This window comes from Acinetobacter sp. D009 (assembly GCF_038562025.1).
In the GTDB taxonomy this organism is placed as follows: Bacteria; Pseudomonadota; Gammaproteobacteria; order Pseudomonadales; family Moraxellaceae; genus Acinetobacter; species Acinetobacter pittii.
Genome location: NZ_CP151886.1, coordinates 177,174 through 189,832, shown reverse-complemented (window position 1 = coordinate 189,832; position 12,659 = coordinate 177,174). Strand labels below are relative to the sequence as shown.

At 39.2% G+C, this 12,659-nt stretch carries 12 protein-coding genes; 4 read left to right on the top strand and 8 right to left on the bottom strand.

Going from position 1 to position 12,659, the window contains the following annotated elements; all coding sequences use genetic code 11:
* Nucleotides 1–197 precede the first annotated feature (197 nt).
* Nucleotides 198–773 (top strand): DUF805 domain-containing protein, encoded by a 576-nt coding sequence (locus tag AAC388_RS00860; protein ID WP_032057084.1) that lies wholly within the window; start codon nucleotides 198–200, stop codon nucleotides 771–773.
* Between the two features lie 113 nt (nucleotides 774–886).
* Nucleotides 887–1,867, top strand: coding sequence for a mechanosensitive ion channel family protein (locus AAC388_RS00855; protein WP_002121934.1), 981 nt, complete (start codon nucleotides 887–889; stop codon nucleotides 1,865–1,867).
* On the opposite strand, the gene AAC388_RS00850 is transcribed toward AAC388_RS00855, so the two are convergent.
* From AAC388_RS00850 to prfB, 5 genes are all read right to left on the bottom strand, one after another.
* Nucleotides 1,847–2,554 carry a 16S rRNA (uracil(1498)-N(3))-methyltransferase gene (locus tag AAC388_RS00850; protein ID WP_141314692.1) on the bottom strand — a complete coding sequence of 236 codons (708 nt, stop codon included), beginning with the start codon at nucleotides 2,552–2,554 and terminating at the stop codon, nucleotides 1,847–1,849. The genes AAC388_RS00855 and AAC388_RS00850 overlap by 21 nt on opposite strands.
* Nucleotides 2,551–3,843 carry a 3-deoxy-D-manno-octulosonic acid transferase gene (locus AAC388_RS00845; protein ID WP_141314690.1) on the bottom strand — a complete coding sequence of 431 codons (1,293 nt, stop codon included), beginning with the start codon at nucleotides 3,841–3,843 and terminating at the stop codon, nucleotides 2,551–2,553. Before AAC388_RS00845 ends, AAC388_RS00850 begins: the two co-directional genes overlap by 4 nt.
* A gap of 158 nt (nucleotides 3,844–4,001) precedes the next feature.
* Nucleotides 4,002–5,060 carry an alkene reductase gene (locus AAC388_RS00840; protein ID WP_342371074.1) on the bottom strand — a complete coding sequence of 353 codons (1,059 nt, stop codon included), beginning with the start codon at nucleotides 5,058–5,060 and terminating at the stop codon, nucleotides 4,002–4,004.
* A gap of 28 nt (nucleotides 5,061–5,088) precedes the next feature.
* Complete coding sequence (locus tag AAC388_RS00835; protein WP_002121891.1) at nucleotides 5,089–5,391, bottom strand: helix-turn-helix transcriptional regulator; 303 nt, start codon at nucleotides 5,389–5,391, stop codon at nucleotides 5,089–5,091.
* Nucleotides 5,392–5,613: 222 nt separating this feature from the next.
* Nucleotides 5,614–6,709 (bottom strand): peptide chain release factor 2 gene (gene prfB / locus AAC388_RS00830; RefSeq protein ID WP_125514720.1). Its coding sequence is split into 2 segments (ribosomal slippage): nucleotides 5,614–6,636 and nucleotides 6,638–6,709, totalling 1,095 coding nucleotides; the frame shifts between segments, so codons are not numbered across the junction.
* A gap of 208 nt (nucleotides 6,710–6,917) precedes the next feature.
* On the opposite strand from prfB, the gene AAC388_RS00825 reads away from it, so the two are divergent.
* Nucleotides 6,918–7,775 (top strand): putative porin, encoded by an 858-nt coding sequence (locus AAC388_RS00825; RefSeq protein WP_068614271.1) that lies wholly within the window; start codon nucleotides 6,918–6,920, stop codon nucleotides 7,773–7,775.
* 336 nt (nucleotides 7,776–8,111) lie between these two features.
* Nucleotides 8,112–8,879: a putative porin gene (locus tag AAC388_RS00820; RefSeq protein ID WP_039764771.1), complete on the top strand. Its 768-nt coding sequence runs from the start codon at nucleotides 8,112–8,114 to the stop codon at nucleotides 8,877–8,879.
* Between the two features lie 46 nt (nucleotides 8,880–8,925).
* Here the strand turns inward: AAC388_RS00820 and recJ are convergent, their stop codons facing one another.
* The 3 genes from recJ to glmM are packed head-to-tail and all read right to left on the bottom strand — an operon-like array spanning nucleotide 8,926 to nucleotide 12,631.
* Nucleotides 8,926–10,626: a single-stranded-DNA-specific exonuclease RecJ gene (gene recJ / locus AAC388_RS00815; protein WP_342371073.1), complete on the bottom strand. Its 1,701-nt coding sequence runs from the start codon at nucleotides 10,624–10,626 to the stop codon at nucleotides 8,926–8,928.
* The gene (gene pdxH / locus AAC388_RS00810; protein WP_342371072.1) at nucleotides 10,627–11,283 is read right to left on the bottom strand and encodes a pyridoxamine 5'-phosphate oxidase; all 657 of its coding nucleotides are present in this window, start codon (nucleotides 11,281–11,283) and stop codon (nucleotides 10,627–10,629) included. It abuts the gene before it with no gap.
* 10 nt (nucleotides 11,284–11,293) lie between these two features.
* Nucleotides 11,294–12,631: a phosphoglucosamine mutase gene (gene glmM, locus AAC388_RS00805; RefSeq protein ID WP_342371071.1), complete on the bottom strand. Its 1,338-nt coding sequence runs from the start codon at nucleotides 12,629–12,631 to the stop codon at nucleotides 11,294–11,296.
* Nucleotides 12,632–12,659 lie beyond the last annotated feature (28 nt).

Genomic DNA, 12,659 nt, shown 5'->3' with positions numbered 1-12,659 from the left:
AAGTCTAGACAATGCGACTTTGGTCATATATTAACCACTTACTCAAGCATACGAAATTATGAACATTTTTATAAAATTAAGTTGATTTAAAACATTTGTCTATAGCTTTTACTTTTATAATTTTTTCAATATTTGATGGTTTTGACCATCAACAAAGATTATTTTGTCTCTCATATGCAACCTAGGAATAAAATAATATGTTTGCCCAAACAACTTCCTCACGCCCACCACAGCTGCCTTTAAAAGATAGCCCTTTTTCAATTCATGGGCGCTTTAACCGTATGAGTTATTTAGGTGGATATGGACTGATTTATTTAGTCACAATCGTGGGTTATTTTATTCTGGCCTCCTTTCTTGGAAGTTTTCAGCTTTCAAGTAATTTATTTAATTTTGAGTTTTATAGCTCTCTTTCTGGCCTCAGTGCTTTGGTGGTATGGGCTTTTTGGCTATTCCTGATTTATTTAAATGTTGTTCTCGTCGTGCGACGTTTGCATGATCTAAATAAAAGTGGTTGGATGGGATTACTACTATTCATTCCAGTTGTTCAGTTCTTTTTTATGATTTATTTACTGCTTGCCTCAGGTACGGCAGGTCCAAATCAATATGGTCCTTCTCGACCATCAACGTTCATAGAAAAGTTAATGGCTTGGTTTATTTTATTGGCCATTTTAATTAGCCTTATTTCTACCGCAGGCTTTTTTTACTACTTCTCTGGTACCGATACTATTCAAACCCCGTCACAAATCTTACAAAAAGGAACGGAATACTTTTAATTAAAAAACACTTTATTATTCAGATGAACTCATTATAGTAGGCGCACATTTTATCTCCTACTATGATGAAAGCCGATCATCGCTTTCATAATTTTTTAAAATAGAGACTTGTCGTGGCTGATGAACAAAAATCCTTAACGGATGTTGCAAAAAATACAGGCGAACTTTTGCAAGAAGCAGGTACTAAAACCACTCAAACGGTTTTAGCCCATACCGAAAAGTATCATGATGCCTATACCACTATTGATAAAATCGTGGATAGCTTCTGGGAACGTGTGCCTTATATTTGTATTGCGATTATCGTTTTTATTATTTTTTGGCTACTCACCAAATTATTTAAGTTCTTTGTTCGTAAAACCTTAGAAAATCGTTCTTATACGCGCCAAAACCTAGTGTTGGTTCTAAACCGTGTAGGAAGTACGACAATTTTATTTTTTGGATTCTTAATTGCACTTGTCATCATGATCCCGGGTTTTACCCCAGGACAACTTATGAGCGCGTTAGGGATCGGTTCGGTCGCAATTGGTTTCGCATTTAAAGATATCTTCCAAAACTTACTTTCAGGTATTTTGATTTTATTGAGCGAACCGTTCCGTATTGGCGATTCAATCGTGGTCAATTCACTTGAAGGAACTGTTGAAGATATCCAAATTCGTGCAACATTCTTACGTTCACCAGATGGCCGTCGTATTGTTATTCCAAATGCCACAGTTTATACGAGCGCTTTAACTGTAAATACGGCTTATCAGCAGCGACGTTGTGAGTTTGTAGTCGGCATTGGATATGACGACGATGAACAAAAAGCTAAACAGATTATTTTAGATATTCTTAATAATGACCGAAATGTACTCAGTCAACCAGCTTTCTCGGTTAACGTTACAGCTTTAGCAGATTTCTCGGTTAACCTGACTGTACGTTGGTGGGTTGATACTACTGAAACTGATATGTCCTCATCTACAAGCACAATCCAAGCTCAAGTCAAACAAGCTTTTAATGAGAACGGAATTAATATTCCTTACCCAATTCAGGAATTAAAAATGGCTTCAAATCAGCCACTTTTAAACCCAGAAGCATCAACTAAAGAGACGACCTAAAATATAAGAAATAGACGTTTCAGTTCTTAAAATACGGTTGCCTAAGCTCACAGCTTGGCAGCCATTTTTTGTGAGCAAATCAATTTCATAGGGAATGAAACCACCTTCGGGTCCAACGACTACACTGCACGCATGCGGAATATTAACTGGCATGCTCTGCTCGGCATACGGATGAGCCACATAGGCGGGACTTTCCTTTGAAATTAAGTTTGGTAGAACATCTTCAACAAAAGGTTTAAAGCGTTTATATAATTGAATTTCAGGAGCAATGGTGTCGCCTGCTTGCTCGAGACCTAAAGTCACATAGTTATCAAGTTGTTGCAAAAATGGAGTTTGCCAATAGCTTTTATCTACCCGATAACTATGAATCAAACTAATTCTTTCAACACCTAGAGTCACACTATCCACAATTAAACGGCGTAAAACTTTGGGCCTTGGTAACGCTACGATTAAATGTACTGGAAGTTTTGCAGGTACAACTTCTTCAGTGATAGGCCGTATACAAACTTCTTGCTCATTCATCGAAACAATTTCAGTGGTATAGCGTGCACCATTACGAACACCAACTTTTAGATTTTGGCCCACCGTAATATCAAGATGTTCACGTAAATGCTGCAATTGGCGTTTTGAACGGATTAACCATAAATCTGACTGAACATCATCAGGTTCTAGTAAAACGATATTCATGGTTTTTCGGCCAAATACCGGTTAATTACACCAATATGCTTTTGTAATGAACCTTGGTTACGCTGCAAAACTTTATGCGCCTGCTCTACCACCTGCTTTGCTTCTTCAGGCTCGGCTAAACATGCCATCCAGATTGCAACAACTTGCTCAGCGTCTTGAGCAATGAGCACCCCATTTTCATCAATAAATTCATCAACGATGGTTTGGAAATTAAAGTAACGAGGTCCAATTACGGTCGGTACATTTAAAACCATAGGCTCCAAAATATTATGCCCACCGCCCGGTTCATTAAGTGATCCACCCACAAAACACACCTGACTTAAGGCATACCATAGCCAAAGTTCACCCATACTATCTGCCAGATAAACCTGTGTACTGGCGTGAATACTATGATTCATACTTCTACGATGAGTGACTAGATCTAAGTTTTGGCAAATTTCAAATACTTCATCAAAACGTTCAGGATGTCGAGGCACGACAATACAAACTAAATCTGGATCTGACTTTAGATAAGGTGCAAGTGCCTGCAAAATTTGTTGTTCTTCTGGCGCATGTGTACTGGCAATTGTTAGGACTTTACGCTGTCCCAAATACCATTGTTGTTGTAATTGCTCAGCCTGATTTATAAAAGCTTCTGGTGCGTGAATATCAAATTTAATATTTCCAACCACCTGACTTTTTTGTTGATCTAAACCAAGTTCTACATAACGTTGTCGAGTCGCATTATCTTGTGCCAGCACCCAGTCAATTTGTTTCAGCATTCCTGCAGTTAGCCCTGAAACGCGGCTATAACCTTTTGCTGATTTTTCTGATAATCGCGCATTTAATAATAAACAAGGAACCTGTTCTAGCTTGGCTTGATCAATTAAATTTGGCCAAAGCTCAGTCTCAACCAATGCTAAAAGTTTTGGCTGATACAACTCAAAAAATTGTTTTAAAAGATGCTTTTGATCAACAGGCAAATAAACAGCTTGAAATAAATCTAAATAAGGTGCTTTTAAAAATAATGATTTGGCACGCGCCTGCCCCGTCTTTGTTGTATTCGTAACTAATACAGGTTGACCGAGTTTAAGATAATGCTCGATTAAAGGCTGCGCAGCATTGGTTTCTCCAACCGAAACAGCGTGGAACCAAATTGCTCTTACATTTTTCGGAGACTCAAACGGCCCAAATCTTTCAAGACATTCCTGATTATATAATTCCTGGCTTTCTGCACGTCTTTTTATCCGCCATTGGTAAAAAGGTTTTAATAAATGGAGTGCGGTGTTGTACCAAAAAGGGGTCGCCAAGCGGTTTGCCTCAAATAGTCAAAGTTTAAAACTGGGGAAAATATAACATAGATAGAAAAAATGGCAGAGTTTCGATACCTAAACTCTACCATTACAAGAAAAGCGATTTACTGAATTCAGAAATGGACGAAGTCAGCAAAACATCATTTCAAAGAATCTTATGAAGCTTCTAGTGTTGGATAGTCTGTATAACCTTCAGCACCTTTCGCATATAAAGTCGTTGCTTGAAGTTCGTTTAGTGGCAAATCTTGCTCTAAACGCTGTAAAAGATCTGGGTTAGCAATATATGCCTTACCAAAAGATACAGCATCTGCCTGACCTTCACGCAAGATACGTTTTGCTGACTCTGGTGTTAGATTCTCATTGGCAATCCATACACCATTAAATTTTTCGCGAAGTTTAGGGCTAATACTATCAGCAGCTTCATATTCACGAGAGAAAATGAAAGCAACATTACGTTGGTTAAGTTGTTCAACTACATAACCAAAAGTTGCTAATGGGTTTTCATCACCCATATCGTGTGAATCACCACGCGGTGCAATATGAATACCTACTCGGCCAGCACCCCACACCTCAATAAATGCATCAACGACTTCTAATAATAAACGTGCACGGTTTTCAACAGGACCACCGTATTCGTCATCACGTTGGTTGGTATTACTTTGAAGGAACTGGTCAATTAAGTAACCGTTCGCTGCGTGTAATTCAACACCATCAAAACCTGCTGCTTTAGCCAGTTCTGCTGAATGTTTGTATTGAGCAATAACTTCTTGAATCTCTTCAATTGAAAGTGCACGCGGTGTTACATACGGACGTTTAGGACGTAATAAACTCACTTCACCCGCAGGTTGAATTGCACTTGGTGCAACAGGAATATCACCATCTAAAAGTTCAGGATGCGAAATACGGCCTACATGCCAAAGTTGAGCTACAATTTTTGAACCTTGAGCATGAACTGCCTCAATAATTTTATTCCAAGCTTGTGCCTGCTCTTGTGACCATAGCCCTGGGGTGTCTGCGTAACCCACAGTTTTTGAACCAATCACTGTTGCTTCAGTCAAAATTAGACCAGCATTTGCACGTTGTTGATAGTATTCAACCATTAAATCATTAGGCACTCGGCTTTCACCACTACGCGCACGCGTTAATGGAGCCATTACCAATCGATTTTTGATTTCAAAATCACCAACCGTTAAAGGAGTATTGAGTTCAGCCATAATCGCCTCGACTTACACTTTTAATAATTTAAAGTGTTTGTTTTAAATGTTCGATATATTGCTGAATCAAAGCTTCGTTACGAGAAAAATAAGACCATTGACCATATTTTTGGACCTGAATAAGCCCCGCCTGTTGTAACACAGACAAATGATTAGACATCGTAGACTGAGCTACTTTACCCAAACGTTCAATATGACCTGCGCAAACACCCTTCTCAAAACTACCACCACACTCTTCCACCGGTAAATAATGCGCAGGTTCTTTCAACCATTGCAAAATCTGCCGACGGAGCGGATTGGAAAGGGCTTTGCTAATTGCATCAATATCCATAGGCTCAACACGTCTTTTAAACGAACAAAGCTTTGTTCAGCATTTCGAAAATATAATATCGCATTTTTTCGATATTCATATCTATTTTTTTCGATATTCATATCGCATTTTTTTCGATTAATATTCGAAAACTGAACTGCTTTGCCGTTTTAATCGCTAAAAATCCAAGAGTTCTACATATTCATAGATGAACTGTATTTAAACTAAAAGTTCAGCAGACTCTTATAAACCTTGTTTTAAACTCGCTTCGATAAAACGATCAAGGTCACCATCAAGAACAGCACCTGTATTAGAGTTTTCAACACCGGTACGTAAATCTTTAATACGAGAATCATCTAATACATATGAACGAATTTGGCTTCCCCAACCAATATCAGACTTCGAGTCTTCTAGAGCTTGAGCTGCTTCATTACGTTTTTGCATTTCTAATTCATATAAACGCGCACGTAACTGTTTCCATGCGTGGTCACGGTTAGCATGTTGCGAACGCTGGTTCTGACATGCCACCACAATACCTGTTGGGATGTGAGTCAAACGTACAGCCGAGTCGGTTTTGTTAATATGCTGACCACCTGCACCAGACGCACGGTAAGTATCGGTACGAACATCAGAAGGATTGATATCAATTTCAATATTGTCATCAACTTCTGGTGAAATAAATACCGCAGAGAATGAAGTGTGACGACGGTTGCCACTGTCAAATGGTGATTTACGAACTAAACGGTGTACACCTGACTCTGTACGTAACCAACCGTAGGCATATTCACCTTCCACACGAATCGTTGCTGATTTAATACCAGCTACGTCACCGTCAGACACTTCCATAAGTTCTGCTTTAAAACCATGACGTTCAATCCAGCGCATATACATACGTAAAAGCATAGACGCCCAATCTTGCGCTTCGGTACCACCTGAACCTGATTGAATCTCGACATAGCAAGGATTCGGGTCCATCGGATTGCTAAACATACGACGGAATTCAAGTTTAGCCAGTTCATCTTCAGCCGCACCAAGTTCTGCCTGAACATCTTCAAGCAGGCTTTCATCGTCAGCTTCTACAGCCAAATCTAACATCGCTTTTGCATCTTCAAGCTGTGTAGATAAGCCATCCAATACATTAATAACGTTTTCTAGTTCGCCCTTTTCTTTCGCCATCGCCTGAGCGCGGCTTTGATCATTCCAGATCGCAGGATCTTCTAACTCACGTAAAACTTCTTCTAAACGTTCTTTTTTCAGATCGTAGTCAAAGATACCCCCGTAGTGTTTGGCTACGATCAGTTAAGTCTTTCAATTGGTTTAGATAAGGATTAATTTCCACGCGAGTGTTCCCATAAGAGCAGATAAACAGTCAATTATTTTAGCATAGCTTGCCATACTCAAACAAAAGCCCTCAAACATATTGATTTTCAATATCTCATTAATGAAAAATAAATATAATATTATTGATTTACCCATTAAAAATACATTAAAATTAACAACTTAAATCTTAATAACTTTATAACATATATTACTCTAGAGCTTTATCCATGAAAAAATCAAAATTTTTGTTTGCACTTGTCACAACTGTATGTGCTTTCAACGCAAATGCCTATCAAACTGAAGTTGGTACAATGTACGAATTTACAGATATGGATGGTGGAGAAAATAATAGCTTCGGGATTAACGGTAAATATTATTTTAATCCTGTGGAAGCAAAAACTTTCCCTTTAGCTGAAGCTGCTTTTTTAAATAAATCTTCAAATATTGGAATAGGATATGCATATAGCAAACTAGAAGATGATGAAGACTTTGGAAAACTCGAATTTAGTTCTGTAGGCATTACAGGTGAATACTTTATTCCAAATACCCCACTCTATTTATCAGGCGCATTTAACCGCACAAAAACCGAAGTCTCTGCAAATGATTTTGGTTCGGTTGATGATAGTGGCAACGGCTATGCTGTAGAGGTCGGTTTCCTACCAACCGATGGCTTGTTATTGGCTGCTGGTGTAACGGATTTATCTGAAAGCTTTGATCCAATACAAGCCGCTAAATATGGCTTCACTACTACGGTTTCAAATGCCGTAGCCGTAACTGGTGAAGATGATGATACTGCCGTAACTTTACGCGCCAAGTATGTTACTCAAATTTCAGGTTTTTATACTAATTTTGAAGGACAAACCTATATTGGTGATGAAACCACTTATCGTTTAGGTGCAGATCTCTATCTTGATCCTACTTTAAGTATTGGAGCATCTTTTGCAGATTCAACAGCAGAAGATTCAGATACAATCTTTAGTGTTCGCGCACAGAAATTCTTTACACCTCAAGTAGCAGTAGGCTTAACTTATACAACTGTTGATGATGCTGACTCTTTTGGTATTAATGGAACATTCCGTTTCTAAGCCATAAGTATCTATTATTAAAAAATATGTATGCTCAAGGGAGTTTTCCTTGGGCATTTTTCATTTTATCTTAAGATTAATTAGTAACATCCTCATACAAAATTGGGTACTTTTACAGCATTTTTTATGATCTACACAAAATCTCCTCAATTTTAATAAAATAAAACATTATGTTTTTATATTTTAAAATCAATATCTTAAATTAAATTGCTTTACATAAATATCACACGGTTACAGTACGGTTACTTGCGCAAGATTGACGACAAAGCTTTTTCGTCTAGACTAAAAGTTGTAACAAAACATTTATAAAATCGCTTTTTAGAGGGGAGAGATTCCATGAAAAAACTAGCAATTGCATCAGCTCTTTTATCTGCACTCGCAGTGAGTGGCACAGCAAACGCTTACCAAGCTGAAGTTGGTGGTTCTTACAATTATCTTGATCCAGACAACGGTAGCAGCGTAAGTAAATTCGGTGTTGACGGGACTTATTACTTTAATCCTGTTCAAACTCGTAACGCTCCACTTGCTGAAGCAGCTTTCTTAAGCCGTGCAAGTAACGTTAACGCCCTTATCAACTATGGCGATAATAGCGGTACAAAAGATACTCAATATGGCGTAGGTGTTGAATATTACGTTCCTAACTCAGATTTCTACCTTAGTGGTGATGTAGGTCGAAATGAGCGTGAAGTCGACAATACCAATATTGACAGCAAAGTAACTACTTATGCAGCTGAAGTAGGTTATTTACCAGCTCCAGGTTTATTACTTGCTCTAGGTGTTAAAGGCTACGACGAAAAAGACGGCAAAGACGGCGCTGATCCAACAGTTCGTGCTAAATACGTAACTCAAGTAGGTCAACATGACGTAAACCTTGAAGCGTTCGGTGCGTTCGGTGACCTAGACGAATATAAAGTTCGTGGTGACTACTACATCGACAAAACTTTAAGTGTTGGTGCTGATTACTACAACAACGACTTAACTGATAAAGATGAATTTGGTATCAATGCTAAAAAATTCTTAAATCAGCAAGTAAGTGTTGAAGGCCGTGTTGGATTTGGTGATAACGACAACACTTATGGTGTTCGTGCAGCATACCGCTTCTAATCAAGCCTAAAGTCATAAAAAAAATCCGCTCAATTGAGCGGATTTTTTATTGGTTTAAATGTACGATGCGTAATTGTAAATTCACATTACCATTAAATGCATTACGATCTATTTCATAGACCAAATGTACATAATCCCGCATTGGGTCAAATTCAAAACGGCCTGCTGCATTAAAAGCAATTGCATCAAAACTGTATTGATCGAGTGCTAATTTAAGCTTCAAATGCGTTTCTTTAAGCCAGCGATAATCAACAACTTTAAAATGCCCCTCAAACTGAGGAAAAGGGAATTTTTGTCCCCAAGGCCCCAACTGTTCTATCCAATCTAATGTATTTAGTTGCAAAGCCGAAGCAGGGAGTTCTCCATCCGTCCATAGCGTTGCTTGAAACAAAGATTCTTCCATTGCTGCAATGCAATTGGTAAATGCAGTTTTAAAAGCTTCGAAGTTTTCTTTATGTATGGTTAAACCTGCTGCTGCTGCATGACCACCAAAATGGCTCACCAATTCTGGATGTTGTTCAGCAACCTGTTCAATCGTATCTCGAATATGAACCCCATCAATTGAACGTGCAGATCCTTTTATATGAATACCATCTTCATCAGGTGCAAATACAATAGTGGGACGATGAAACTGCTCTTTTAAACGCCCCGCTACAATTCCAATCACACCTTGATGCCAGTTTTCTTCGAAGAGTATAAGAGCTGGAGGAACGTCTTCCTTCGAGAGCTGCAAGCTATCTAAAGCAGACAAGGCTTGTTGCTTCATCTCCCCTTCGATTTGACGGCGCTCTATATTTAATTGATTTAACTGTCTCGCGATCGGATAGGCAGATTCCATAGTGTCAGCTAATAAACATTCAATGCCTATACGCATGCTCTCCATGCGTCCAGCAGCGTTAATACGCGGACCTAAAACAAAACCTAAATCTTGTGCACGCAAAGATGAAGCCTCACGGCCAGCAATATCTAGCAACGCCAATATTCCGACTCGGCATTGATGTTGTTGAATACGTTTTACACCTGCATCAACCAAAATACGGTTGTTATAATCTAGAACAGCAACATCCGCATACGTTCCCAAAGCAACCAAGTCTAGATATTGAGTGACTTTACTTGTACTTTTGTTTTGCTTGTTACGTAAACTTGCTAAATTGGCCAGCACATAAAATGCAACTCCAACACCTGCAAGCGCCTTACTTGGGAACTCACAACCTAACTGATTTGGGTTTACAACTGCTTCTGCAAGCGGTGTTTCTTTAGTCGTTAAATGGTGATCTGTAATAACCACTTGCATGCCCAGCGCGTGTGCTGCATCAACACCAGCATGGCTGGAAATCCCATTATCGACAGTAATTAATAAATCGGGTTGATAAGTTTGATGTGCAAGCTCTGCAATTGCAGGGGTAAGTCCATAACCGTATTTAAATCGGTCTGGAACCAAATAGACAACTTGTGCCCCCATATCGCGAAGCACCAATACCATTAAAGCTGTACTGGTTGCTCCATCGGCATCGTAGTCACCAACAATAACAATTTTTTTCTGCTCATCAATAGCCTGATCTATTAATGCCACAGCAGTTTCTAATCCCTTGAGCTGTGGAGCTAATAAATTCTTAAGCTTTAATTCTAATTCCTGTTCAGATTGTACCCCACGCCTTGCCAAAATTTCGGCAATAAACGGAGGCACGCCCTGAAACTGTTCAGGGCGTGTCAATAAAGGTCTTTGTTTGATTTGTATTTTTGTCATTTAAGGCATCAGTCGGTGCAACGTCCATTGACCGTCGATTTTTTCATAACTCAAGCGGTCATGTAAACGATTTGGTCGTCCTTGCCAGAATTCATAATAATCTGGCTGCAAACGATAACCTCCCCAGAACTCTGGCTTATCAAGCACTTCACGACTTGTAACTTGCTGTTGTAAATCTTGAAAACGTTGCTGTAACAGCTCTCGGCTTTCAATCTTACCACTTTGCGGAGTACTGATATGCGCTGCAATCTGGCTATCACGTGGTCGTTTACGATAGTAATCTGTAGACTCTTGCTCAGCAATTTTGACTACATGACCACCAACTCGCACCTGACGCTCTAGACTTGGCCAGTAAAATAATAATTCGGCATATGGATTTTCTGCCAAATCGATACCTTTCTGACTGTCGTAGTTAGTATAAAAATCATACCCAGCTTCTGTAGCCCCACGTAACAAAACTGTTCGAACATGAGGTCTGCCATTCGCACTTGCTGTCGCTAATGACATTGCATAGGGTTCATGCAAATTGGCTGCTAGAGCATGGTTAAACCAACCAAGAAACTGCTGATGAGGACTAGATTCAACTTGCTCTTCATGCAATTCTCCTTGCTCGTAGCTTAAGCGTAATTCACTTAAATCTTTAATGACATCACTCATGTCATGCACCTTATGCGACTTGTGCTTGTGAACGAACTGAATCTGCTAAATGCTGAGCTAAAGCATTCACTTCTTGCTCATCATCACCTTCGACCATAACTCGGATCACAGGCTCTGTACCTGACTTACGAATCAAGATTCGTCCACGTCCTTTGAGCTGTGCTTCTGCTTTATCAAACTCGGCAACCAATGCAGGGATAGAATACGGATCAAGCATTTGTTCTAAACGTACATTCACAAGAATTTGCGGGAATAATTTAAAGTCTTGAACCAACTCATGAAGAGCTTTATTTTGCTCGACCATCACGGTTAAAACTTGAAGTGCTGCAATAATCGCATCACCTGTCGTACTCTTGTCTAGAGTTAGAATATGGCCAGATGGCTCACCACCTGTGACCCATCCATTTTCTTCTAAAGCTTGTAATACATATCGGTCGCCAACCTTAGCACGAACAAAACCAACATTCGCTTTTTCAAGTGCGACTTCGAGTGCCATGTTACTCATGACAGTACCAACAACGCCTGCTGGTTTTTTCTGAGCCTGAGTCGCCAAGATATATAAGATATGGTCGCCATCAATTAAGTTACCAAACTTATCCACCATCACGACACGGTCAGCATCACCATCAAAGGCAATCCCTAAATCTGCTTCGTGCTCAACTACAGCTTTTTGTAGTTTTTCAGGATGTGTTGAACCACAACCTTCATTAATATTTAAACCATCCGGCTCATTATATAAAGCAACAACTTTTGCCCCTAACTCACGGAAAACTGAAGGGCCAACGCTATACGCCGCACCATGAGCACAGTCCAATACAATCTTTAAATTATTTAAGTCAAAGTGGTAAGGGAAAGTAGATTTACAAAATTCGATATAGCGGCCATTCGCATCATTTACACGAACACTTTTACCTAAATTTGCTGTGTCATCAATATATAAATCTTTTTCTAATTCGAGGTTAATTTCTTCTTGTAGAGCATCGGGTAATTTTTTGCCTTCGCTTGAGAAAAATTTAATACCATTATCAAAATATGGGTTATGTGATGCAGAAATAACAATCCCTGCATGTGCATGTAAAGCACGAGTAAGGTGCGCAATTGCTGGGGTTGGTAATGGGCCAAGCAAATGAACATATACACCAGCAGCGTTTAACCCCGCCTGCAAAGCAGACTCTAAAATATAACCAGATAAACGAGTGTCTTTTCCTAATACAACAAGTGGCTTATTTTTTGGACTCGTTCGTTTTAATACCTTCCCTGCAGCAAAACCGAGTTTTAAAGCAAACTCTGGAGTAATAGGCATTTGCCCAAATTTTCCACGAATACCATCCGTTCCAAAATAACTCATAGCTTATCTCATTTTTACGCCACTTCAG